This is a genomic window from Riemerella columbipharyngis (genome assembly GCF_900101995.1).
GTDB lineage: Bacteria > Bacteroidota > Bacteroidia > Flavobacteriales > Weeksellaceae > Riemerella > Riemerella columbipharyngis.
Map to the genome: position 1 here is coordinate 116,468 of NZ_FNAS01000004.1, position 24,169 is coordinate 140,636.

The following is a 24,169-nucleotide window of genomic DNA, read 5'->3' on the forward strand; positions in this document are numbered from 1 at the left end:
GCTATGAATAGAGTATATTTGGATAATGCCGCTACGACGCCGCTTACGAATGAAGTAATAGAAGCTATGGTGGCATCTATGAAAGAACAATACGGTAATCCGTCTTCTACCCACAGCATAGGGCAAGAGGCTAAAACCAAAATAGAAGAAGTCCGCCGTTTGGTAGCGAATGCACTGAAAGTGCAGCCGGGAGAAATAGTTTTTACCTCGTGTGGCACGGAGTCTAATAATATGATAATCAAGTCTTGCGTAGAGCATCTGGAGGTAGAGCGTATTATCACTTCGCCACTAGAGCATAAGTGTGTAGCAGAGACTTGTCTTGATATGAAGAAAAGAAAAGGAGTAGAACTGGTCTATCTCCGCCCTAATGAAAAAGGAGATTTAGACCTAAACAAATTAGAGGAGCTACTTAAATCTTCTGAGAAGAAAACACTCGTAACGCTAATGCATGTAAACAATGAAATAGGAAATATTTATGATATAGAGCGTATTGCTAAGTTGTGCAAGGAATACAATGCCCTCTACCACTCGGATACGGTGCAGACCGTGGCTCATATTGATTTGGATTTTTCTAAAATACCAGTGGATTTTGCCTCGTGCAGTGCCCATAAATTTCACGGTCCTAAAGGGACTGGGTTTGCTTTTGTGAGAAAATCTACAGGGTTGAAAGCATTGATAACAGGTGGACCGCAGGAGAGAAGTCTAAGAGCAGGTACCGAAAATGTGTGTGGTATAGTTGGGTTGGGAAAAGCTTTGGAGCTGTCATTAGACCATATGAAAGAATACTCAGAGCATATGCAGGAGATAAAAGACTATGCAATAGAGCGGCTTTCGGAAAAAATCCAAGGTGTTAAATTCAATGGGCGGAGTGCGGAGAAAGAACACAGCCTCTATACACTGCTGAGCGTCCTTTTACCATATAAAAATCCGTTATTAGGTTTACAACTGGATATGAAAGGGATTGCCATATCCCAGGGGAGTGCTTGTAGTTCCGGGGCGGGTAAACCCTCTATGGTGATGATGTCTATTTTAGATGAAGATGAGATGGATGTCTGTACGCCTATGCGTGTGTCTTTTAGTCATTTAACAACAAGAGAAGAAATAGATGTGCTGGTAAATGCTCTGCTGGAGATAGAATCTATAGATAAAAACAATTAGTGATATAGATGTTGTTTTAATGAAAAAATGTAAATTTGCAAAATGTTTAATTAAATAAAAAGAAAAATTATGGCGTTAGAAATCACAGACAGTAATTTCAAAGAAATTGTGTTAGAATCAGATAAGCCTGTATTGGTAGACTTTTGGGCTGTATGGTGTGGACCATGTAAAATGCTTGGCCCTATTATAGATGAACTTGCTAATGATTTTGAAGGAAAGGCAGTAGTGGGAAAAGTAGATGTGGATAATAACCAACAAGTATCTATGGAGTATGGTATTAGAAATATACCTACGGTTTTAATATTCAAAAATGGGGAAGTGGTAGATAAGTTGGTAGGAGTATCTCCAAAAGCTGTTATAGCAGAGAAATTATCAGCTTATTTGTAGTAATACTAAAAATAATTGATTTGATAATGAGCACTTTCCTTTTTGGAGGTGCTTTTTTATATCATTTTTATTTGTGTAGTAAAAAAAAAGTTTTAAATTTGCACAGCAATAAAACAAAGAGTAGTAGCTCATAGTGAGACTATTGAAATATTTTAGTTCAGATCCGGTAGTTCAGCTGGTTAGAATACCTGCCTGTCACGCAGGTGGTCGCGGGTTCGAGCCCCGTCCGGATCGCATTTTGAGAGTTTATAATATATTTATTAGGATCCGGTAGTTCAGCTGGTTAGAATACCTGCCTGTCACGCAGGTGGTCGCGGGTTCGAGCCCCGTCCGGATCGCATTCTATTTGTAGAAATCCTTCTATTACAGAAGGATTTTTTTATGCTTTTAAGCGAAATATAATTTTTCGATTTTTTGTAGTTTTTGTTTTTTTTATAAAATAAATATTGTAAATTAAATCTAAAAATTGAATTTTAATTCATAAAAGGATATAAAAGTAACACTATTAAATATTACAATTAACTTATTTTTAATTACTTGCTTGGGGTTTATACAAATATAGTCCGTTAATTTTTAAACAAGCTCTTAGAAGAGACATTCTGGCTTATGTAGTGTTTAAAAAGTTGCTTCTATTTTTTTTTCTTGAAAATTCTATAAAATATACTTAACTTAGTCGCTGTGAAATTTTGTTAAATAAAATTTTAATAAGTTCTTAATTATGAAAAGAAAATTGGTTTCCATTTTATTGTTAGGCTCTCTTTTTACTTTTAAAACAGTATTTTCTCAGACTGTTACTTCGGGTAGAGAGCCGGTATATCACGCAGAACCCACCAGATCTACTCGTCTTATACATACCAAACTCAAAGTGAATTTTGATTTTGGCAAACAACAAATGAATGGAGAAGAATGGCTGACGGCGGCACCTTATTTTTACCCTACAGACTCACTTGTTCTCAATGCCAAATATATGCTGATAAATAGTGTAGCAATGGATGATAACGGCGTAAAGAAGCCTCTGAAATACGAGTATAAAAATAATATTCTGAAAATCAATCTCGGAAAAACTTACAGCAAAGATGAGAAATATCAGGTTTACATTAACTATGTCGCCCGTCCAAATAATGTAGCACAGGGCGGCGGCAATCCTGCCATTAGCGATGATAAAGGCCTTTATTTCATAAATCCATTAGGTAAAGATCCAAATAAGCCTACTCAAATTTGGACACAAGGAGAGACTGAAGCTAACTCTGTATGGTTTCCAACAATAGACAAACCCAACCAAAAAAGTACAGAAGAAATCTATATGACGGTTCCCGACAAGTATGTCACTCTCTCTAATGGTATTTTAACAGATTCCCAAAAAGAGTCTAACGGAATGCGTACGGACCATTGGGTGATGGATAAAAAGCACGCTCCATATCTTTTCTTTCTGGGGGTAGGAGACTTTGCTGTCGTTAAAGATAAATGGAGAAATATACCGGTAAACTATTATGTGGAAAAAGAATATGAACCTTATGCAAAAGAAATATTCGGAGAAACTCCTGAAATGATGGAATATTTTTCCAAACTCTTAAATTATGATTATCCTTGGTCTAAGTACGATCAAATGGCAGTCCGAGATTATGTAAGCGGTGCTATGGAAAATACTACTGCTGTTGTGCATGGAGAAAGGGTGCAGCAAAAACCTGGAGATCTGATAGATGAGAATCGCTGGGAAACTACAATAGCCCACGAATTATTTCATCATTGGTTTGGAGATTTGGTAACTGCTGAAAGCTGGAGTAATCTTACTGTAAATGAATCTTTTGCAAACTATTCTGAGTATCTTTGGCTAGAGCATAAATATGATAAAGATTATGCAGATTACCATCTTATGGAAAATGCAAACCGATATCTAAATAATCCGATGGATTTTACCAAGGATTTAGTAAGGTTTAATTATAAGAGAGAAGGTAATATGTTTGATCTCGTATCTTATAATAAAGGAGGAGCTATCCTTAATATGTTAAGGCATTATTTAGGGGATAAAGCATTCTTTGAAGGACTTCATCAATATCTTGTGGAAAATGCTTATGGAACAGGAGAGGCTCATGAGCTTCGCTTAGCTTTGGAAGAAATTTCAGGAAAAGATCTCAATTGGTTTTTTAACCAGTGGTATTACGGCAGTGGCAACCCCGTTATAGAAACCAGACAATCCTACGACCCTGTAAAAAAAGAAGTTACAGTAACCATAGCTCAATCTGGTCCGGCACTGTTTCAATTTCCATTAGCTATAGACCTTTATATTGGTAATGAGGTGAAAAGGGAAAATGTTTGGGTGAATGCCAAGTCTTCTAATAGTTTTAGTTTTTCTGCGGATAAAAAACCTCAGCTGGTAAACATTAATGCAGACGGTGTACTTCTCGCTACAATTTCAGACGAGCGTACTCCCGAGCAATGCTACCTGCAATACACAAAGTCCAAAGAATTATTAAGCCGATATACGGCTCTTGAAGAAGCTGTTAGGCAAATTGATAATCCTATTGCATTGAAAACTGTCTCTACCGCTTTCAAAGATCCATTCTTCCGCATAAGAATATTGGCATTAAACTCGCTTGATTTGTCTAAATCAGAACATAAAAAAGAAGCATTATCTATGGTGGAAAAATTAGCTTCAAGCGATCCTAAAACCTTAGTTCAGGCAGCAGCCATTAAAGCGTTGAGCAAAACAGGGGATAAAAAATACATTCCGCTGTACGAGAAAGGGATTTCCGCATTATCCAATGCTGTGAAAACAAGCTGTCTTTTAGCCTTACAAGCATCGGATCCCCAGAGAGTTACTGAAATAGCAGACAAAATAGACTTGTCTAATGCATCTGAGGATACTATATCATCATTACTGCCAACTATAGTTAATAACAAGTTAATCAATCAAATGCCTTACATAGGGCAGATTGTAGCGTTTTATCCATTCATTTATTTCCAAGATGCTAAAAAGGGCAGTATTGCAGAAAAAGGCTTCCAATGGATTATGGATAGTGATAATACTGCCGCAGTGGAATCTGTTACTAAAATTTTATTTTTGGCGAAGCAAGAAATGGATAATAGTCCCCAAGCAAAAATGGTAATAATACAAATGCTGGAAGATGGAGTAAAGAGAAAAATGCAGCTTCTAAAAACAACCAGCAATAAGGATAGTGTTAATAAACAAATAAACCTTTTGAATACTGTAATAGAAAGCTATAAGAAGTAAGTTTTTTTGCAGTAAAAAAAAATTGTAAGTCGCTTTTTCATGGGAAAGGCGGCTTTTTTTATTATGTTTAGAAATGAATCTGAATATGAAAAAGCGATTTTTATCATCTCAAAAATCATTGGATTATTGCTCGATTTTCAATAAATTTGTAGTTCAATCTTTTAATAAAAACATTGCGATTATGAGCTTTCCTACAGACCTTGAAATAGCCCAACAGGCAAACATTCAGCCCATTAAAAATATTGCTGAAAAAATAAACATTAAAGAAGATGATTTAGAATGCTACGGTCGCTACAAAGCGAAAATTCCATTAGCCTACATACAGCCGGAAAAGATTAAAAAATCAAAATTGGTTTTGGTTTCTGCCATCAATCCCACACCCGCAGGAGAAGGAAAAACGACAGTGTCTATAGGTCTTTCGGACGGCTTAAACAAGATAGGAGAAAAATCCGTTGTAGTGCTTAGAGAGCCCTCTCTGGGACCGATTTTCGGTATTAAAGGAGGAGCGGCAGGCGGCGGCTATGCACAGGTGATTCCTATGGTGGATATCAATCTTCATTTTACTGGTGATTTTGCAGCCATAGAAAAAGCAAATAATCTATTAAGTGCATTGATTGACAATAATCTGCAAAATCCTAAAAACAACCTTGGCATAGACCCCAGTACCATAGTGTGGAAACGCGTAATGGATATGAATGACCGCTCTCTGAGACAGATTGTGGTAGGTTTGGGTAATGGGAACGGCATTGTGAGAGAAGAAGGGTTCAATATCACACCGGCATCCGAAGTAATGGCAATTCTTTGTCTGAGCAAAGATTTTGAAGATTTAAAACAAAGATTAGGAAATATTTTTATTGGTTATACTTTTGATAAAAAACCGATATTCGCCCGAGACCTAAAAGCCGAAGGTGCTATGGCTATTCTACTCAAAGATGCTATAAAACCAAACCTTGTACAGACTTTGGAAGGGAATCCTGCCATTTTGCACGGCGGACCTTTCGCTAATATTGCACAAGGTACTAATAGTATTATCGCGACACAGATGGGGCTTTCGCTCAGTGATTATGTCGTAACGGAAGCCGGATTTGGTGCAGATTTAGGGGCAGAAAAGTTTCTCAATATCAAAAGCCGCTATGCCGGCTTGAACCCCGATGCATATGTAATTGTGGCAACCATAAGAGCTTTGAGGTATCATGGTGGAGCAAAAAAATTAGAATATGCTTCGCCAAATATAGAATTGGTGAAAAAAGGTATTGAGAACTTAAAGAAACATATTGAAAACGCCTTTAAATTCGGATTAAAACCAATCGTCGCTCTCAATCATTTTGCTACCGATGCTCCGGAGGAAATTGATTTTGTACAGAAAGAATGTGAGAAAATCGGCGTAAAAGCCATATTGGCAAATGAATTTACCCAAGGCGGAGAAGGGATGAAAGATTTAGCCAAAGCCGTAGTGGAAATTGCAAAAAGCGGAGACTGCCAATTTAAACCGCTCTACGCCGCAGAAGACAGCGTGGAACAAAAAATAGAGACCATAGCCAAGGAAATATATGGTGCAGAAGGGGTTGTTTATACAGCAAAAGCCAAAAAAGATTTAAAGATAATTGATGAATTAGGGTTGAATAATCTACCTGTTTGTATGGCAAAAACCCAAAAGTCTCTTAGTGATGATGAAAAGAAAATCGGCAGACCTACGGGGTTCAAAGTAATCGTACGCGAGTTTGAATTTGCTTCCGGAGCAGGATTCATTATTCCTATTTTGGGTAATATAATGAGAATGCCGGGGCTTCCGTCTGCCCCTGCCGCAGAAGGTATGGATATTGATAAATATGGAAATATAACAGGATTAAGCTAAACTGAAATTTAAGTATGGAAATATTAAATAATTGATAAATAATGTATTAAGTCGAAAAAAATTAAGTAAGAAAAATCAATATTTTTTTTGTAAATTTGTGTAGAGATAGAAAGTTAAATTATTAAAAATAAAAATTATGTTAGACAAAAGAGTGGCAGGAGTATGGATAGACCATCAAAAAGCTGTTATTATTAAGAATCACGATGGACATGAGGTTTCTGAATTTAAAGTTTCCGAAACACAGAAAGAAAAGCATCAGCATGGGCATTCTAATGAAAGTGCCATCCACCATGCAGAGCATACTCTTCGTATGAAATTTTTTAAAGAAATTGAAAAAGCGATTACGAATAGTGTAGAGCTGTATATTACAGGACCGGGGATTTCTCAAGAAGAGCTAAAAAACCATTTGCTGGCTACAGCCCAGTATAAAAATCTAAAAATATCGTTAGGAACTTCCACAAACTCCGACGAGCATTATGTTTTAGAAGAAGTGAAAAAGCACTATCATGCTTAGTCACTCACGAAATGAAATCACTATAAAAAAAACAGAGCGGATAAATTATTTACCCGCTCTGTTTTATTTTATAACTTCATTCATTAGCTATGAATAGCTCTCTTGCCTGTAGCATCTAATGCCGCCTCTTTAATAGCTTCCGTAAAGGTAGGGTGGGCGTGGGAAATTCTTGCAATATCCTCGGCACTTGCACGGTACTCCATTGCAACGACAGCCTCTGCAATCATATCGGCAGCACGAGCTCCTATTATATGAATACCTAAGATTTCGTCTGTTTTTTCATCTGCAATAATTTTTACCAGACCATCTGTATCTCCGCTGGCACGGCTTCTTCCTAAAGCTCTCATAGGGAAGTTTCCTACTTTGTAAGCAATGCCTTCTGCTTTTAGCTGCTCTTCGGTTTTTCCTACACCTGCTACTTCGGGCCAAGTATAAACTACACCGGGGATTAAATTATAATTGATGTGTGGTTTTTGTCCTGCCAATAGTTCTGCTACGAAAACGCCTTCTTCCTCTGCCTTATGGGCAAGCATTACACCTTTTACCACATCGCCTATGGCGTAGATATTAGAAACATTGGTCTGCAGATGGTCGTTTACTTTCACTCGTCCTCTTTCGTCTAATTCCACTCCGGCTTTTTCTAATCCCAATCCATCTGTGTATGGTCTTCTACCCACTGAAACCAAACAATAATCTCCTTCTACACTTACCTCTTGCCCTTTTTTGTCTTTTGCGGTAACTTTTACGCTGTCTCCATTTCTTTCCACGGCTGATACCGCTGTAGAAAGCATAAATTTGATGCCTTGTTTTTTCAATACTTTTTGCAATTCTTTGGACAGGCTGCCGTCCATACCAGGAATAATTCTATCCAGGTATTCCACTACGGTAACTTCTGCCCCTAATCTTTTGTAAACAGAACCCAGTTCCAGTCCTATCACGCCTCCTCCAATTACGATTAAATGTTTTGGAATTTCTTTAAGGTTAAGTGCTTCTGTGGAGGTAATTATTCTTTCTTTATCGATATTTATAAATGGCAATGACGACGGCTTAGAACCAGTAGCAATAATGGTATATTTAGATTCAATAGCTTCTGAAGAGCCGTCTTTTTTTGTAATATTGATTTTATTAGCAGATTCAAAATTTCCTACCCCTTCAAAAACTGTAATTTTATTTTTATCCATCAGGAAGTTAATCCCTTTGGTAGTTTGTTCTACCACTTCATTTTTACGCTCGATGATTCTTTTGATATCGGCTTTTGGTTCGTTGATGATAATGCCGTGGTTAGCAAAGTTATGCTTGGCATTTTCAAAATGTTCCGAACTATCCAATAGTGCTTTGGAGGGGATACACCCTACATTCAGACAAGTGCCACCCAGAGTAGGGTATTTTTCTATGATAGCTGTTTTGAAACCCAACTGTGCACAGCGGATAGCTGCTACATATCCGCCAGGACCTGAACCGATTACGGTAACATCAAATTGATTCATTATGATTATTTTTATAGATTTTACTTAATTTTTCACAAATGTAATAATATTATTCTTTACACTGAAATTTTGAGGAGGATAAAAATTAACGAATATTCTATTCTAAATATAAAGCCTTTCTAAAATATAATCAAAATTTTTATTATAGCTTTGTTAGTTAGTTTGAATTTTGGCTTTCAGTTTTATGAATAAATGTTGTTTTAGAAGAGATTATTTTTTTTATGATAAAAAATTATTTCTAATGTTAAAGATAAATATTGAGGATACTCGGCTGGGAGAGTAATGTTTTAAGAGATGGTTTTTCTATTAAATTTGAGATGGCGGATTAGTTACTACGATTTAATTTATTATATTTGCTCAAGTTTTATAAAACAGTATAATTATGTTTAGATCGCTTTTCAATTGGAAAGTATTGGTTAATTTCATTGTGGCTATCGGTGTATTTTGTGGATTGGTGTGGCTTACCTTCCGTTGGCTGGCGGTTCATACCCACCACGGAGAGGAGATTCCTATTCCGAATGTCGTCAATATGTCTATGAGAGAGGCCATTAAGGTTTTAGATGATTCCGGTTTGGAGTACGAAGTAGATAGTGCATCTTTTGATCCTAAATACAGACCTTACCAAGTTTTACAAATTTATCCGTCTTCCGGCTCACGCGTAAAGATGGGGAGAGGAGTCCGCATTAAAGTAAATCCTAAAACTTATGCAGATGTATTGGTACCCGATATTCTTAATCGCTATAAGAATACGGCTTTTTCTATGTTGCAGAGGGTGGGGCTTACAGTAGGGGATACTATCTATCAGCCGAGTACGCAGCCTGATGCTGTGATAGGGTTGCAATTTAATGATAAACCTATAAAACCGGGAGATAAACTGCCAAGATTTTCACCTATAACGCTGCTTATAGGAACAGGACCGAGGCGGAATATTCCAACTCCTAATGTAATAGGGCTTACGCTTCGGCAGGCAAAAGAAACTATAAAAAATGCCTATTTTGAGTTAGGCGTAATCAATACAGATAATACTGCCGATATAGATGATTCGGATATAGTCTATTACCAAGATCCTTCACCGGGAAGCCTTAGAGACCAAGGAATGCAGGTAGATATTTGGGTAAGTAAAAAAACACCGACAGAGATGCAAAATAAGATAAATGAATTAGACAAAATTTATCGCATTACTATAAAACCTACTGTAGATTATAATGTATCCGAAGATGATTTTTCTCAAGATATGTCTGATGCCGAGCCCAAAGTCTCTCCTAAGAAAGAAGAAAAAGAAAACTCAATTAAAAAAGAATCAAAACCGGACGATAAAGCCAAAATAGAAGCGAAGCTAAAAACAGAAATTAAAACTAAATCAGAAAGCAATCCTAAGCCAAAAGACAAACCTAAATCTACTACGGAAAGTCCTAAACGAAAAATAATTATAGAATAGATAATAATTGAGTTCTAAGAAAAAAGCCTTATAAATTAAAATGAATAAGGAAGAAGAAATATATTTTGATGCAGAAAGCCTTCGGGAAGATGAAGTGGGGGAAGAAAATGAGGGACTCTATGAGCATCTCAATATCACGGTGGATAAAAATCAAGAGCCTCTGAGGATTGATAAGTTTTTGTTGATTTTTAGGCAAAATTCTTCTCGGAACAAGATATCCCAATCGTGCAGAGCCGGAAATGTGGTGGTGAATGGAACTCCTGTAAAACAAAATTATAGAGTAAAGCCGTTCGACCAGATATCGGTGTTGCTCACGCATCCGCCGAGAGAAAATGTGATAGTACCACAAGATATTCCCATTAATATCGTTTATGAAGATGAGGATGTGCTGGTGGTAGACAAAGATGCCGGAATGGTGGTGCACCCGGGTTTTGGAAATTGGGAAGGAACATTGGTAAATGCATTGGCTTATCATTTTGAAAAGCAAGGGTATAAATCCGATTTGGATAGGGTAGGATTGGTACATAGGATAGATAAAGATACCTCAGGATTATTGGTGATTGCCAAAAATGAATATGCGATGAGTTTTCTTGCCAAGCAATTTTTTGAAAGGAAGACGAGACGGCTCTATTGGGCATTTGTGTGGGGCAATCTACAGGAAGATGAAGGTACCATCATAGGGCATATCGGCAGACACCTCAAAAATCGTATGCAAATGGCGGTTTTCGAGGATGGTAGTCATGGTAAGCACGCCGTTACCCACTACAAGGTATTGGAACGATTTAGATATATGACTTGGGTGGAATGCAAGCTGGAGACCGGGCGGACACATCAGATAAGAGCCCATTTCAAGCATATAGGGCATACATTGTTTAATGATGAACGCTACGAGGGAAATCAGATTCTTAGAGGTATTAACCTTCCTAAGTACAAACAGTTTGTTCGGAATGTGTTCGAGATTTTGCCACGCCACGCTTTACACGCACATACATTAGGCTTTATTCATCCTACGACTAAAAAGGAGATGTATTTTGAAAGTCCTATGCCCAAAGATATGCAAGATGCGGTGGATAAGTGGAGAAACTATTTGAGTTTTAATTAAATGAAGAAATTCTTAAAGTATAATATTTTAGTATTATCGGTTTTGACGGTTTTCGCTAAAGCCCAAGAGACTGTACCCTATTACCATCAGTATCTTTTGGGTGGGGAATATCTATTTAATCCTTCTTATTTTGGTACTATAGATGATGTGGTGGTAAATGGATTTTATCAAAAACAGTTTTCTAAACTTTCAGAAGGCCCATCTATTCAATCGTTGGGTATTCATGCCAATGTGGTGGATAGGGTAGGTGCGGGAGCTTATTTTTTCAGAGATCAGAACGGACCGATATCCTCTAATGGCTTAGCTGTAGGGGCTTCGTATTTTATACCGATAGGCGATGATGATAGTAGGACTGATGCTTTTTCTTTCGGAGCCGGCGTGAATTTTTATAATATGAATGTAGATTGGTCTCAGATCAATGCGAAAGACCCAAACGACCCTTATCTTCAGGATGGTAGCAACAGTATCTTTATAGCTTATATTAATTTGGGAATGCAGTTCTCTTATCAGAGCTTTTTCGGAGAGCTTTCCGCAGTCAATATTCCGCTTACGAATAAGCGTTCTATAGTCAATGGTATAGAGCAGTCTCCTACGCGTTATTTTTTGCATACCGGCTATGAGTATGCTTTGGACGAAGGATTTAGCGTTCAGCCGTCGGTAATGTTTAATCTTGATACCAATTCATCAAGAATGACGGACCTTAATTTTATCGCTAAAGTCTCTGACGATCGCAATTATTTTGCAGGAGGGCTAAGCTATCGCATCGCAAAAACACCTTTCGGAAGTCAGCAGTTGTCCTTGTCGCCGCTTATTAAGGCAGAGTTCAATCGTCTGACATTCGGGGCGGTTTATAATTTTAGTATGTCTAAGTTGTCGAATTTCGGAGGTAACAGCTTTATGCTGAGTCTGGGGTACAATTTTGAAAATTTCATTAATTCTCGAGGTTTTCGCTATCGCTAATTTTTTCTTGTGATTTATTTTCATATTCCTTTTTGCAAGCAGAAGTGCAGCTATTGCAATTTTCATTTTTCTACTTCGTTAAAGATGAAAGAGGAAATGCTTTTGTCAATGAAAAAAGAATTGAAACTAAGACAGAATTTTCTTAATGATAAAATACTTAAAACGCTTTATTTCGGAGGAGGGACACCGTCTATTTTGACTGTGGATGAGATCCATTCGCTTATAGACGAAGTACTGAGGTATTTTGATTTTGATGAAAATATTGAAATCACAATAGAAGCTAATCCCGATGATTTGGATAAGAATTACCTCAAACAGCTCTCACATACACCTATTAACAGATTGAGCATCGGTATTCAGAGTTTTTTTGATACGGATTTGAAGTTAATGAACCGTGCTCACAATGCTTCGGAGGCGGAATATGCCGTGAAATGTGCTCAGGACTTCGAGTTTGAAAATATCAGTATAGATTTAATCTATGGCTCACCGGCTTCGGATATGACGCAGTGGAAAAAAAACTTACAGAAAACTTTGGAATTAGGCATTCCGCATATATCTTCTTATGCCTTTACGGTAGAGCCTAAAACGGCTGTCCATCAATGGATTAAAACAAAAAAAATATTGCCCCCGGAGGAAAATGTGCAGAACGAGCAGTTTTATTATATGTCTGAGTTATTGAGGGCTAATGGTTTTCTACATTACGAAATTTCCAATTTTGCCCTTGAAGGCTACCATTCCAAACACAATTCGGGCTATTGGGCTTATCTGCCGTATCTTGGTATTGGTCCGTCTGCACACTCTTATGACGGTACATTGAGAAGAATGTGGAATGTGGCTAATAATTCTCTTTACATCAAGCATTTGTCAGAAGATAAGTTGCCGTCCGAACAAGAACTTTTATCCGAGAAAGACCGATATAATGAGATGATAATGATAGGGCTAAGGACAATGTGGGGCGTGTCTTTATCAAGGCTGAAGGCAGATTTTTCCCGCGAGATATGGGATTATTTTGATCAAGAAATTCAGCAGAAATTAGCATCCGGAATTTTGGTGGTAGATAATGGCTTTCTTAAAATTCCCGAAGCACATTGGTTTATGGCAGACGGGATAGCTTCGGATTTATTTTTAGTTTAGTCTAAAAAATACTTATTTTTGCAAAGCTTAAATGCTTGATAGTTTTGAAAAAGAAAAAAGTAGATTACTCGCATCTTTCCGCATCCCAACCCATTGGTATATTTGATTCCGGAGTAGGCGGGCTTACCGTAGCGAAAGAGATTAAAAGGCAGATGCCCAACGAAAGTATTATTTATTTTGGGGATACCAAGCACTTGCCTTATGGCGACAAATCCAAAGAAGCTATTATAGAATTTTCTAAAAAAATAACTTTGTTTTTGTTGGAAAACCACTGCAAGGCGGTCGTTATTGCTTGTAATACGGCTACGGCAAATGCCCTGAAAGAGGTGAAAGAAGTGGTGGACAATCAGGCTTTGGTCTTTGATGTAATCAATCCTGTCGCCGAAAAAGCCGCTTATGAAATCCATACGAATGTAGGCGTCATTGCCACAAAGGCTACCGTAAACTCAGGGCTTTACAAAAAGAGTATTAGAAAGTTTAATAAATTTATAAAGGTAGATGAATTGGCGACGCCGCTTCTTGTACCGGCGATAGAGGAGGGCTTTAGAAACCATCCTATCACACACTCTATACTGTACCACTATCTAAGCAATAATAAACTGAAGAGTATAGAAACTTTGATTTTAGGCTGTACGCATTATCCTCTTCTGATGGACGAGGTGAAGCAGTATTATGGTAATCGTGTCCGCGTGATAGATTCTCCGAGTATCGTAGCGGGCTATGTGCGTTCGGAGCTGGACAAGCATCATCTTCTAAATAAAGATTTAGAGCATATTACCACACATTTTTACTTGTCCGACCTTACTAAGAATTTTGAAAAAATATCTAAAAAGTTCTTTGGTAAAAGTATTAATTTGGAACTTAAGGTTTTATAGAATTTTCTATAAATGAAAAACTTACATTGCCGTATTTTCTTGTTTGAGAAATATTTGGATAGTTTATATTCATTTTACTATGATGTTCCAATATTAGGATGCCGTTTTCTGTAAGCAAACTATTATCCAAAATAAGTTCGATGAGTTCTTTGTACTTATTCTCAGGTAATTGGAACGGCGGATCAGCGAAAATAATATCAAAACTTTTCCCTCTGTATCTTTTCTTTTTTAGCCATTCGAAAACATCGCTTTTTTGTACATCTACCTGAAGTCCCAATTCTAAATCTTGTGCTGTAGTATTGATGAAATCGGTGTGTTTGGGGTGTATTTCTACCGCTACGACATCTGGACAATATCGGGATGCAAATTCCAGAGCGATAGAACCAATACCGGCAAATAAATCAAGCACTTTGACGGATTGTAAGTCAAACCGGTGCTCTATCATACTGAATAGGGCTTCCTTAGCAAAATTAGTGGTAGGTCTTACCTCGAAGTTTTTTGGTGCAACGATTCTTTTGGCTTTCCATTTTCCGGAGATGATTCGGTACATTTGATTTTTTATTTATCGACAAAGATAGATAATATCGCTCTTATACGAAAGATTTCCTCGTAGATTAAAAATAATTTTGTAGTTTTGTGAGGAATAGAAAAAGGGAGTTATCTTAATTAAAATTAGGAAAATAGGAATATGGCTTTATTAGTGAAAATACTTATAGGGATAGTAGCGTTTGAGCATTTGTTTATTATGTACTTCGAGATGTTTGCTTGGGATACTTTGGGCAAAAAAATATTCAAAACACTGCCAAGAGATTTGTTTTCATCTACGAAAGTGATGGCGGGTAATCAGGGGTTGTACAACGGTTTCTTGGCTGCCGGATTGATATGGTCGCTTTTGGTTTCGGATGAGCTTTGGGCACACAATTTGGCTTCTTTCTTTTTGTCGTGTGTAATCGTGGCAGGGGTGTATGGTGCGGCAACTACGGATAAGAAAATATTTTTCACGCAGACATTACCCGCATTGTTGGCATTAGCATTGGTACCCTTTCTATAATCGTATTTCCAAAAATCCATTGATTTGAACTATATTTCGTTTTACAATACCGAGAATTTTTTCCCGCCCGATACCCCCTTTTTACCCTTTTGGGATGAAAAAAAGTATCTCCGTAAGCGGGAAAATATAGCTTATGTATTCGGGCTTATGAAACAGTGGTATGGAGCGCTCCCTATGTTGATAGGTTTGGCAGAAGTAGGCAACAAAAAAGTAGTGAAAGAGCTTTTGGATTGCCCTATTTTTGAGGGGAATTACGGCTATATTCATTACGAGTCGCCGGACGAAAGAGGGATAGATGTCGCCTTGGCGTATGACAAAAACCGAGTGAAGGTATTGGCTTCGGGGCCTATCAGATTTGAATTTGAAATGAATGAAGGAGCCGATGTTTATATCGATACTACCAGAGATGTCTTGTATGCGAAGCTTGAAATTTTTGGGACTAAAATTCATTACTTTTTGGTACATTTACCCTCTAAGCGAGAGAAAGATGTCAATTTAGAGAAACGGAATTCCATTCTTTCCGAGATTAAAGAGCATATAGTTTCCCTGATAATGGATAGAGGAGAGGCGGTGATTATAAATGGAGATTTTAATGAAAATCCAAATGAGGTTAATATCCAAGAATTTAGATTTTATGAAGGCTTAGTTCAAGTGTTAGAGAACCCTTTTCTGAGACTCTATTATGAAAGATGTTTTTCCACTTATCATCAGAAGGAGGGGCTATTATTCGACCAAATTATGTGTTCCCAACATTTTTACAAACCCGATTTTCCATTGCATTACCACAGAGCTGAAGTATTCCGTCCCGGAGAAATAACAAGGAAAGACGCTCCCAATCTCCCCAGTAGAACTTATGCAGGGACAAGATATTTGGGCGGGTATAGCGACCACTTCCCGGCACTTCTGTTTTTTGACGAAAGACTTTAATTGTTTTTAGATTAAGGTTAATTGATTTTTTTTGTTAATAAATCAAACTTAAATTAGTTTTATTTTGTTTGGAAAATCGTTATCTTTGAGGCGTTAATTGTAAAATAGTATTTATGTCCGAATTCATCAAGGTATACGAATCTTTCTTCCTCTTTGAAGTGGAAATAATGAAAACTAAATTAAGAATCTAGAGGGATAGCAAGTTACATAAAAAATGAATATGTGAATAATCTCGCGGTGATGCCTGTCAATCAAAATTATTTACTTTTTGTAGGTACGGAAAATGCAGTTGAGGCAGTAGATATAACCAAAGAAGACAAATACACTGGAAAACGAATAAAAATATAAAATATAAAAAATATGTTTAAATCTAAAATTTACTACACCCTTACGGATGAAGCCCCTATGTTGGCGACTCATTCACTTTTGCCTATTATTAAGGCGTTTGCCAAATCTGCAGATATAGAAATAACAGTACCGGATATCTCCCTTGCAGGACGGATTTTGGCTAACTTTCCGGAGGCTTTGAAAGAAGAACAAAGAGTTCCGGATTACCTCGGAGAGCTTGGCGAACTTGCCAAAAAACCAGAGGCTAATATTATTAAACTGCCAAATATTTCTGCATCTGTTCCTCAGTTGGATGCTGCTATAGCAGAGCTTCAGAAACACGGCTATGCTGTACCGAGCTATCCGTTGGAACCTAAAAATGAAGACGAAGAAAATATTAAGAAAAGATATGCCAAAGTATTGGGAAGTGCTGTTAATCCAGTGCTGAGAGAAGGAAACTCGGACAGGAGAGCACCTAAGGCTGTGAAAAATTATGCCAAAACCAATCCTCACCGTATGGGAGATTGGGCTAAGGACAGTAAGACAGATGTGGCCTATATGAAAGACAAGGATTTCTACGGAACAGAAACATCTACCACTGTGGCTGATGACTGCCGGTTCCGAATCGTTTTCTTTGGAAATGACGGTTCGGAAAAAGTATTGAAAGACTTTGCACCGCTGAAAGCAGGAGAGGTAATAGACTCATCGGTAATGAACTTGAAAGCCTTGAAACAATTTGTACAAGAGGCGATAGATGAGGCTAAAAGGAGAGGCGTATTACTTTCTGCCCATCTGAAAGCAACGATGATGAAGGTTTCGGACCCTATTATGTTTGGGGCTATTGTAGAAACTTTCTTTAAAGATGTGTTTGCCAAGTATTCGGATTTGTTCAAGCAGTTAGACATTAGCCCTAAAAATGGATTGCAAGACCTTTATGACAAAATCAAAGGGCAGCCTCTGGAATCTGAAATCAAAGCCGATATAGAAAAAGCATTAGCGGAAGGACCTCGTGTAGCGATGGTAAATTCTGATAAAGGCATTACGAATTTCCATGTTCCGAGCGATATTATTGTAGATGCGTCTATGGCAGCATTGGTACGTGGCGGCGGAAAAATGTGGAATAAAGAAGGTAAAGAGGAGGATACCTTAGCGATAATACCGGACCGCTCTTATGCAGGGTTTTATCAAGCCGTGATAGACGATATGAAACAGCACGGAAAATTAAATCCATCTACTATGGGAAGTGTGCCAAATGTTGGACTAATGGCTCAGAAAGCTGAAGAATACGGCTCTCACAATAAGACTTTCCAAGCTACTGCAGATGGAGTAATCAAGGTGCTTAACGAGAAAGGGGAGGTGCTACTGGAGCAAAAGGTAGAAAAAGAGGATATTTTCAGAATGTGCCAAACCAAAGATGCACCGATTCAAGATTGGGTGAAATTAGCTGTTAATCGTTCCAGATTGTCTGATACACCTGCAATTTTTTGGCTAGATAAAGGCAGAGCCCACGATAGAGAAATTATTAAAAAAGTAGAAAAATACCTTAAAGACCACGATACTTCCGGATTAGATATCCGTATAATGGATGTAAGAGATGCGATGCTCGAAACCTTGAAAAGAGCAAGAGAAGGTAAAGACACGATTTCGGTATCGGGCAATGTACTAAGGGATTACCTTACAGACTTATTCCCTATTTTAGAGTTGGGGACTTCAGCTAAAATGTTATCCATTGTACCGCTGATGAATGGCGGAGGGCTGTTTGAAACAGGAGCCGGTGGTTCTGCACCTAAGCATGTGGAGCAGTTTTTAGGCGAGGGCTATCTTCGCTGGGACTCGCTTGGGGAGTTTCTTGCGTTGCAGGCATCATTGGAGTACTTGTCTCAGAGCCAAGGAAATGCTGCGGCACAGGTATTAGCAGATGCATTAGATGAAGCGAATGCTAAATTTTTGACTAATGATAAATCTCCGGCAAGAAAATTAGGAGACATAGATAACCGTGGTTCTCACTTCTATCTTGCAATGTACTGGGCGGAAGCTTTGGCTAACCAAACTAAAGATAGTGCAATTGCAGAGAAATTTGCACCCGTAGCAAAAGCAATGAAAGAGAACGAAGCGAAAATAAACGAGGAGCTTATAGGGGCTCAAGGTAAAGCTCAAGATATAGGAGGCTACTACCAGCCTAACCGAGATGAAACTTACACTGCGATGAGACCATCTAAAACACTTAATTCTATTATAGATAAGATTTAAGAATAAGGTAGAGATACATTAAAAAAACAAGTCGGTAATTTTACCGACTTGTTTTTTTAATAAATGTATAAAAACTTATTTTTTTATGAACTTAGTATTGGCTGTTTTACCATTAGCTAAAGTTGTACTAACGATATAAACACCTTTGTTCAAAGAGGAAATATTTACTCTGTTATCAGTAGGTTTTGCAGTTAATACCACTTGACCATTTACAGAAAGTATTTTCACTTCGCTTACAGCACTTTCTTTAGTAGCAAAGAATAATGAACTCTGGTCGGCTGTAGTGGCTATAGAAACAAGCTCATTGATAGCAAGAACTTCTGCAGTAGCCATATTTGGGCTGCTGTAAACTACATTATCGAAGCCACAAGTGTCATGTTCTTGTGTAGATTCGAACTTAAATGCAATATATTGTCTATCAGTTTTTGGAATGATAACTTCATATGGTGGTTGCCCTGCCCCCTGAGTTATGGAAAAACTTTTAACTTCAGTCACATCTTCTAAATCAAACTCTCCTTTTAGAAGACATACGGTAATGGTTGTAGATTGATTATTTCTACTATTTGCCAAGAATTTTATCTTGTAAGTACCGTCAGAAGCTGCTACTTTTGGAGTAAAGAGATATACAGGCTTATTTGGAAAAAAAGCTGAATAAAAGAAAATGTAGTTATTATTCGGATTATTTGTACTTTGTCTTAACCTAATTATAGGAGAAGTATTTACATTACCACTCGAATCTGTGCTCCATTCCTTCTGTGGTAGACCTTCATTAACATCAAATTTATCGAAATTTTCATCAAGGCTTGCTGTCTGAGCTTTTACTTGTGTAGCTATTGCCCCCGCAAAACATAAGGCAAATAATAAAGTTTTTTTCATTGTTAATTTTATTTAGAATTAATATACAAATATATTAAAATTAAAATAAATAAAAATAACTTCAATGTTAAATTTTAATGATGCTAGCCTCTGTTGTTGTATCGAGATGTACAATCCTGATAGTTGCTTATGAAATGAATTGCTATTAAAGAATTAGTTGTAGAAATTTTCTCAATACAGTATTAAATTATTTTATAGAATCTCTTATCTTTGCAGGACACGAAACTAATTGCGTGTTAAAAATATTTTTGATGAAAATCAATCTAAATCAAAATAAGAACTTAAAATTATTCAAAATAATTTCTTCAGTAGCAGAGAAAGAAAATCAGTCTGTTTATATTGTAGGAGGATATGTACGAGATCTACTGATGAAAAGGGGAGAAGGCTCTGATATAGATTTTGTAACGGAACAAAGTGGCATAAATCTGGCTAAGGCTTTGGCAGAAGAACTTTCACCTAAACTTAAAGTGTCAATATTTAAAACCTATGGCACGGCAATGATAAAATGGAAGGGGCTGGAGCTGGAATTTGTAGGGGCAAGGAAAGAAAGCTACACTAAAAATAGCCGAAACCCTGCTGTGGAAGCCGGTACTATAGAAGACGACCAAAGAAGGAGGGATTTTACTATCAATGCTATGGCGATTTCCCTTAACAAAGATAATTTCGGAGAATTGATAGACCCATTTGACGGTAGGCAAGATCTTATTGACAAGATCATAAAAACACCTCTTGAACCTCGGAAAACATATTCTGACGATCCTCTTAGAATGCTGCGCGCTATCCGATTTGCTTCTACTTTAGGTTTTGATATTGATGAAGATTCTCTTTCCGCAATTATCTCGGAAGCCGATAGAATAGAAATCATTACCATAGAGCGTATAATGACCGAGTTCAACAAAATAATGGCATCTGAGAAACCATCGTTAGGCTTAAAACTTTTGGATGATACAGGGCTTTTAGAAAAAATAATACCGGAACTTACAGCTCTAAAAGGCGTGGAAGAGCTTGAGGGGCAGAGACATAAGGATAATTTTTATCACACATTGGAAGTAGTGGATAATATTTCGGAGAATACAGATAACCTTTGGCTGAGATGGGCGGCTCTTTTGCACGATATAGGTAAAGCCCCGACTAAAAAATTTGTAGACGGTATAGGCTGGACTTTCCACGGGCATGAGTTTTTAGGAGCAAAGATGGTTAAAACACTTTTTGAAAGGCTGAAACTTCCTCTGGGTAATGATTTGAAATATGTTCAGAAAATAGTTCGTTTATCCTCCAGACCTATTGCTTTGATTACAGACGACACTTCGGATGCAGCACTTAGACGCCTTCTCTTTGATGCGGGTGATGATTTGGATGATCTTTTCACTCTCTGCAAAGCAGATATTACGACTAAAAATAAAAAGAAAAAAAATAGGTACAAAGAGAACTTTGAGGCTGTAGCAAAAAAGATAAAGGAGGTAGAAGAAAAAGATCACATTAGACATTTTCAACCTCCTGTTTCTGGGGAAGACATAATGAAACTCTTCGGATTAAAACCTGGAAGAGAAATAGGAATTTTGAAGGAAAAAGTAAAAGATGCGATATTGGAAGGTCTAATTCCCAACGAACCCAATGCCGCAAAACAATTCGTGATAAAAGAAGCAGAAAAATTAGGTTTAGATATAAAATAAAATGTTTATGGAAAGCAACAGGCAGAGAAAAATAGCTCAAATTATACAAGAGGATTTTTCGGAATTATTTCGCAAACAAGCCGCAGATAGTAGCAAGCAATTTTTGATTACTGTTTCTGAGGTTAAGGTTAGTGCTGATTTAGGAATTGCTAAAATATATCTAAGTATATTTCCTCAGAAATATAGAGACGGAATTATGAAAGAAATAGAGGCAAACAAGTCTCAGTACCGTAATTATATGGGGCAGAAAATGAGAAGTCAGATAAGGGTAATTCCACAGCTGAATTTTTATTTAGATACGACATTGGATGATGTAGAGCGTATAGATAAAGAACTGAAAGGCGAAGGTGATAATCCTATTTTGTAGATATGTTTTTTAATAAAATGGCTTTTCATATCGCTCTGCGTTATCTTATTTCTAAGAAAGGTAGCCAGGCGGTTTCTTTTATTACAGGTTTGTCTGTGGTAGCTACGGCTGTGGCTGTGGCTGCAATGTTTATTATTATTTCAGTATTTTCGGGATTAGAGAAAATCAATAGAGAACTTATCGCCAATCTTCACGCAGATATTACTATAACAAGCCATTATGGAAAACAGATTCCTAAGATGAATTTTGTTTTATCTACATTGAAAAAAAACAAAAATATAAATGCATTTTCCAGAGTTATAGAAGAGAAGGTTTATATTGATTATCATAACAATGGAGAGATAGCTTACCTTAGAGGCGTAGATTCTCTTTATACGGATGTTAATCCTATTAACAATACTATATTTTACGGTCGTTACCCATCGTTCAGATATGTAAATGAAGCCATTATAGAGAACGGAATAGATCATAGATTAAATATTCCGGTAGATACGGACGAAGATTATGCTTTACTCTATATGCCAAAAGCAGGAGAGGGGATTATTAGTAAAGAATCAGATATTTTTAATAAAAAAGAAATTTATGTAACGGGGGTATTTTTAGGGAATAGCGAACATCTTAGTAATCATATATTTGCACCTATAGAGCTTTCGGAAGAATTGCTTGATTTACCCAAAGGGAGTGCTTACGAATTAGTTCTAAAACTTAAGCCCGGTACAGAAGCTTTGGCTGTAAAAGCCGAATTGGAAAAAATATTGGGCAATGATTATAAGCTCAAAACCAAGGAAGAACAAAACGCTGCTTTTTGGAAGATGATAAATACGGAGAAGCTAATGATATACATTATTTTTGTTTTGGTAATATTCATTACTTCGTTTAATCTTGCTGGAGCTATCATTATTTTGCAGTTGGATAAAAAAGACCAAGCGAGAACATTGGTAGCATTAGGCGTTTCTCTTCAAGAGCTTAGGCGTATTTACCTTTATACAGGTTATTTAATAGTATTTAGTGGTATATTGGGAGGCCTTTTTTTAGGGACAATCGTTTGCTATATTCAGCAATATACGGGCTTTATCAAAGCTGGAATGGGAATGCCTTTTCCGGTAGAAATTTTACTTAAAAATTATTTGATTGTTTTAGCGCTTTCATCGTTTTTTGGAGTAGTGATATCTTATGTTTTCTCAAAAATTAATAAGAATTATATATCGAGAATAGAAAATTAATATACTTAGAATTATGAAAAAACTTGGACTTTTTGCAGTCTTGCTATTAGGTGTTTTGATTGGGGCGCAGATCCCGAGCGGTTATTATGATGGCACCGATGGATTATCGGGAGCACAACTGAAAACAAAACTGTCTCAAATTATAAATAATGGAGCACAAGACAAAGGATATAGTGCCTTACTGAAAGCGTATAAGACTACAGATGTAGATAATTATTATGAGAAAGACGGAACGGTATTGGATATTTATTCTGAAAATCCTAAAGGTACAGACCCTTATGAGTTTTCATTTTATGATGCGTGTGGGAATTATAAAAAAGAAGGAGATTGCTACAACAGAGAGCATATAGTACCACAGTCATTTTTTAATAAGAAATCTCCAATGCGTAATGATGTCCATTTCATCGTTCCTACTGATGGGAAAGTAAATGCTATGCGTTCTGATTTTCCTTATGGAATAGTGAAAAATCCTACTTGGATTTCCAGAAATGGTTCTAAACTAGGGAATAATTCTACTCCGGGGTATTCAGGTGTCGTATTCGAGCCTATTGATGAATTTAAGGGCGATGTGGCAAGAATGATTTTGTATTTCGTTACACGCTATGAAGATAAGTTGAGAGAGTTCAAGTCCGGAAATATACTAAGCACTAATAAAGCAAAAGGGTTGCAAGATTGGGAGCTGAATGTTCTATTGAAATGGAATCAAGAAGATCGGGTAAGTAAAAAAGAAATTGATAGAAATAATGCAGCTTATAAATATCAGCATAATAGAAATCCGTTTATAGACCATCCGGAATTTGTGGAGAAGATATGGGGCAAATCAAATTTATTATCAACAAAAGAGATTTCTTATCGTCAAAAATTATTAGTACATCCTAATCCTGTAAAAAACGGTATTATATACCTTACCCATTGGGAAAAAGGGGATAGAGCAGAGGTATTCACTACTTCCGGACAGAAAGTATTATCCGTGGCAGCAAATGGCATCATAAATGTAAAATCTTTCCCAAAAGGGCTTTATATTTTAAGAGTAGGGAGTAAAAGCACTAAAATTCTTATACAGTAGAAGTGTAATAATTTCAGATTGTTACTTTCGTGATATTGGAAATTATATTTACCAAGTTTTGCCTATTCGTACACTTATTTTAATATCGTAAAAGGTAAAGATGTAGATGTAAAAAAGGTCTTCGTAAATTCGGATTTGAAATATCAAACATGGTAGCATACTTTTTATAAACAAACCCCAACTTGTACAATAGGTTGGGGTTTTGTATTTTTGCAGTAATGAGTAACTTACCACAAAGCAAAGGCAGAAATACAGAACTTATCCGCT

General features: G+C 36.9%; 21 protein-coding genes and 2 tRNA genes. 20 read left to right on the forward strand and 3 right to left on the reverse strand.

What is annotated here, in order from left to right; all coding sequences use genetic code 11:
- Positions 1–3: 3 nt before the first annotated feature.
- The 7 genes from BLS89_RS03700 to BLS89_RS03730 all read left to right on the forward strand — a co-directional run bounded on the left by BLS89_RS03700 (position 4) and on the right by BLS89_RS03730 (position 7,146).
- Positions 4–1,158 carry a cysteine desulfurase family protein gene (locus tag BLS89_RS03700; protein WP_092736163.1) on the forward strand — a complete coding sequence of 385 codons (1,155 nt, stop codon included), beginning with the start codon at positions 4–6 and terminating at the stop codon, positions 1,156–1,158.
- Between the two features lie 69 nt (positions 1,159–1,227).
- A complete protein-coding gene (trxA, locus tag BLS89_RS03705; RefSeq protein ID WP_092736164.1) occupies positions 1,228–1,545 on the forward strand; it encodes a thioredoxin in 318 nt (105 codons plus the stop codon).
- A 160-nt stretch (positions 1,546–1,705) separates the two neighbouring features.
- Positions 1,706–1,779 (forward strand) — tRNA-Asp (locus BLS89_RS03710).
- A 30-nt stretch (positions 1,780–1,809) separates the two neighbouring features.
- A tRNA-Asp gene (locus BLS89_RS03715) sits at positions 1,810–1,883 on the forward strand.
- Positions 1,884–2,263: 380 nt separating this feature from the next.
- Entirely contained in the window at positions 2,264–4,777 is a 2,514-nt protein-coding gene (locus tag BLS89_RS03720; RefSeq protein ID WP_092736165.1) for a M1 family metallopeptidase, read from the forward strand.
- Positions 4,778–4,958: 181 nt separating this feature from the next.
- Positions 4,959–6,632: a formate--tetrahydrofolate ligase gene (locus tag BLS89_RS03725; RefSeq protein WP_092736166.1), complete on the forward strand. Its 1,674-nt coding sequence runs from the start codon at positions 4,959–4,961 to the stop codon at positions 6,630–6,632.
- 136 nt (positions 6,633–6,768) lie between these two features.
- Positions 6,769–7,146 carry a hypothetical protein gene (locus tag BLS89_RS03730; RefSeq protein WP_092736167.1) on the forward strand — a complete coding sequence of 126 codons (378 nt, stop codon included), beginning with the start codon at positions 6,769–6,771 and terminating at the stop codon, positions 7,144–7,146.
- Positions 7,147–7,229: 83 nt separating this feature from the next.
- Here the strand turns inward: BLS89_RS03730 and lpdA are convergent, their stop codons facing one another.
- Positions 7,230–8,633 carry a dihydrolipoyl dehydrogenase gene (gene lpdA, locus BLS89_RS03735; protein WP_092736168.1) on the reverse strand — a complete coding sequence of 468 codons (1,404 nt, stop codon included), beginning with the start codon at positions 8,631–8,633 and terminating at the stop codon, positions 7,230–7,232.
- A 382-nt stretch (positions 8,634–9,015) separates the two neighbouring features.
- Here lpdA and BLS89_RS03740 point away from each other — a divergent pair, with 382 nt between their 5' ends.
- Genes BLS89_RS03740 through murI form a run of 5 tightly spaced genes read left to right on the forward strand, consistent with a single transcriptional unit; the run spans position 9,016 to position 14,142 of the window.
- Entirely contained in the window at positions 9,016–10,071 is a 1,056-nt protein-coding gene (locus BLS89_RS03740) for a PASTA domain-containing protein (RefSeq protein WP_092736169.1), read from the forward strand.
- Positions 10,072–10,111: 40 nt separating this feature from the next.
- Positions 10,112–11,173, forward strand: a complete 1,062-nt coding sequence (locus BLS89_RS03745) for an RluA family pseudouridine synthase (RefSeq protein WP_092736170.1) — start codon at positions 10,112–10,114, stop codon at positions 11,171–11,173.
- A complete protein-coding gene (locus BLS89_RS03750) occupies positions 11,174–12,133 on the forward strand; it encodes a PorP/SprF family type IX secretion system membrane protein (protein ID WP_092736171.1) in 960 nt (319 codons plus the stop codon). It abuts the gene before it with no gap.
- A 9-nt stretch (positions 12,134–12,142) separates the two neighbouring features.
- Positions 12,143–13,267: a radical SAM family heme chaperone HemW gene (hemW, locus tag BLS89_RS03755; protein ID WP_092736172.1), complete on the forward strand. Its 1,125-nt coding sequence runs from the start codon at positions 12,143–12,145 to the stop codon at positions 13,265–13,267.
- 44 nt (positions 13,268–13,311) lie between these two features.
- Positions 13,312–14,142: a glutamate racemase gene (gene murI / locus BLS89_RS03760; RefSeq protein ID WP_092736181.1), complete on the forward strand. Its 831-nt coding sequence runs from the start codon at positions 13,312–13,314 to the stop codon at positions 14,140–14,142.
- Here murI and BLS89_RS03765 read toward each other — a convergent pair.
- Positions 14,129–14,692 (reverse strand): RsmD family RNA methyltransferase, encoded by a 564-nt coding sequence (locus tag BLS89_RS03765; RefSeq protein WP_092736173.1) that lies wholly within the window; start codon positions 14,690–14,692, stop codon positions 14,129–14,131. The two genes, murI and BLS89_RS03765, sit on opposite strands and share 14 nt — an antisense overlap.
- Before the next feature lie 138 nt (positions 14,693–14,830).
- Here BLS89_RS03765 and BLS89_RS03770 point away from each other — a divergent pair, with 138 nt between their 5' ends.
- The 4 genes from BLS89_RS03770 (at position 14,831) to BLS89_RS03785 (ending at position 18,697) form a co-directional block, all read left to right on the forward strand.
- Complete coding sequence (locus BLS89_RS03770; protein WP_092736174.1) at positions 14,831–15,193, forward strand: DUF1304 domain-containing protein; 363 nt, start codon at positions 14,831–14,833, stop codon at positions 15,191–15,193.
- Between the two features lie 24 nt (positions 15,194–15,217).
- Positions 15,218–16,120: an endonuclease/exonuclease/phosphatase family protein gene (locus tag BLS89_RS03775; protein WP_092736175.1), complete on the forward strand. Its 903-nt coding sequence runs from the start codon at positions 15,218–15,220 to the stop codon at positions 16,118–16,120.
- Positions 16,121–16,342: 222 nt separating this feature from the next.
- Positions 16,343–16,468 (forward strand): hypothetical protein, encoded by a 126-nt coding sequence (locus tag BLS89_RS11180; protein WP_262501462.1) that lies wholly within the window; start codon positions 16,343–16,345, stop codon positions 16,466–16,468.
- Between the two features lie 12 nt (positions 16,469–16,480).
- Positions 16,481–18,697 carry an NADP-dependent isocitrate dehydrogenase gene (locus tag BLS89_RS03785; protein ID WP_092736176.1) on the forward strand — a complete coding sequence of 739 codons (2,217 nt, stop codon included), beginning with the start codon at positions 16,481–16,483 and terminating at the stop codon, positions 18,695–18,697.
- 75 nt (positions 18,698–18,772) lie between these two features.
- Here BLS89_RS03785 and BLS89_RS03790 read toward each other — a convergent pair whose 3' ends face one another.
- Positions 18,773–19,573, reverse strand: coding sequence for a T9SS type A sorting domain-containing protein (locus BLS89_RS03790; RefSeq protein WP_092736177.1), 801 nt, complete (start codon positions 19,571–19,573; stop codon positions 18,773–18,775).
- A gap of 251 nt (positions 19,574–19,824) precedes the next feature.
- Here BLS89_RS03790 and BLS89_RS03795 point away from each other — a divergent pair, with 251 nt between their 5' ends.
- The 4 genes from BLS89_RS03795 to BLS89_RS03810 are packed head-to-tail and all read left to right on the forward strand — an operon-like array spanning position 19,825 to position 23,902.
- Positions 19,825–21,246, forward strand: a complete 1,422-nt coding sequence (locus BLS89_RS03795; RefSeq protein WP_092736182.1) for a CCA tRNA nucleotidyltransferase — start codon at positions 19,825–19,827, stop codon at positions 21,244–21,246.
- Between the two features lie 7 nt (positions 21,247–21,253).
- The gene (gene rbfA / locus BLS89_RS03800) at positions 21,254–21,613 is read left to right on the forward strand and encodes a 30S ribosome-binding factor RbfA (protein WP_092736183.1); all 360 of its coding nucleotides are present in this window, start codon (positions 21,254–21,256) and stop codon (positions 21,611–21,613) included.
- A gap of 2 nt (positions 21,614–21,615) precedes the next feature.
- Positions 21,616–22,836, forward strand: a complete 1,221-nt coding sequence (locus BLS89_RS03805; RefSeq protein ID WP_245688830.1) for an ABC transporter permease — start codon at positions 21,616–21,618, stop codon at positions 22,834–22,836.
- Positions 22,837–22,849: 13 nt separating this feature from the next.
- Positions 22,850–23,902 (forward strand): endonuclease, encoded by a 1,053-nt coding sequence (locus BLS89_RS03810; protein WP_092736178.1) that lies wholly within the window; start codon positions 22,850–22,852, stop codon positions 23,900–23,902.
- Positions 23,903–24,169: the final 267 nt, after the last annotated feature.

Bases quoted from the DNA above. Each gene is read 5' to 3' on its own strand.
- BLS89_RS03725 (WP_092736166.1), top strand. From the start codon at position 4,959: ATGAGCTTTCCTACAGACCTTGAAATAGCCCAACAGGCAAACATTCAG.
- lpdA (WP_092736168.1), bottom strand. From the start codon at position 8,633: ATGAATCAATTTGATGTTACCGTAATCGGTTCAGGTCCTGGCGGATAT.
- trxA (WP_092736164.1), top strand. From the start codon at position 1,228: ATGGCGTTAGAAATCACAGACAGTAATTTCAAAGAAATTGTGTTAGAA.
- BLS89_RS03805 (WP_245688830.1), top strand. From the start codon at position 21,616: ATGTTTTTTAATAAAATGGCTTTTCATATCGCTCTGCGTTATCTTATT.
- BLS89_RS03790 (WP_092736177.1), bottom strand. From the start codon at position 19,573: ATGAAAAAAACTTTATTATTTGCCTTATGTTTTGCGGGGGCAATAGCT.
- BLS89_RS03750 (WP_092736171.1), top strand. From the start codon at position 11,174: ATGAAGAAATTCTTAAAGTATAATATTTTAGTATTATCGGTTTTGACG.
- BLS89_RS03740 (WP_092736169.1), top strand. From the start codon at position 9,016: ATGTTTAGATCGCTTTTCAATTGGAAAGTATTGGTTAATTTCATTGTG.
- rbfA (WP_092736183.1), top strand. From the start codon at position 21,254: ATGGAAAGCAACAGGCAGAGAAAAATAGCTCAAATTATACAAGAGGAT.
- BLS89_RS03810 (WP_092736178.1), top strand. From the start codon at position 22,850: ATGAAAAAACTTGGACTTTTTGCAGTCTTGCTATTAGGTGTTTTGATT.
- BLS89_RS03765 (WP_092736173.1), bottom strand. From the start codon at position 14,692: ATGTACCGAATCATCTCCGGAAAATGGAAAGCCAAAAGAATCGTTGCA.
- BLS89_RS03785 (WP_092736176.1), top strand. From the start codon at position 16,481: ATGTTTAAATCTAAAATTTACTACACCCTTACGGATGAAGCCCCTATG.
- BLS89_RS03745 (WP_092736170.1), top strand. From the start codon at position 10,112: ATGAATAAGGAAGAAGAAATATATTTTGATGCAGAAAGCCTTCGGGAA.
- BLS89_RS03730 (WP_092736167.1), top strand. From the start codon at position 6,769: ATGTTAGACAAAAGAGTGGCAGGAGTATGGATAGACCATCAAAAAGCT.
- BLS89_RS03700 (WP_092736163.1), top strand. From the start codon at position 4: ATGAATAGAGTATATTTGGATAATGCCGCTACGACGCCGCTTACGAAT.
- BLS89_RS03720 (WP_092736165.1), top strand. From the start codon at position 2,264: ATGAAAAGAAAATTGGTTTCCATTTTATTGTTAGGCTCTCTTTTTACT.
- BLS89_RS03770 (WP_092736174.1), top strand. From the start codon at position 14,831: ATGGCTTTATTAGTGAAAATACTTATAGGGATAGTAGCGTTTGAGCAT.
- BLS89_RS03795 (WP_092736182.1), top strand. From the start codon at position 19,825: ATGAAAATCAATCTAAATCAAAATAAGAACTTAAAATTATTCAAAATA.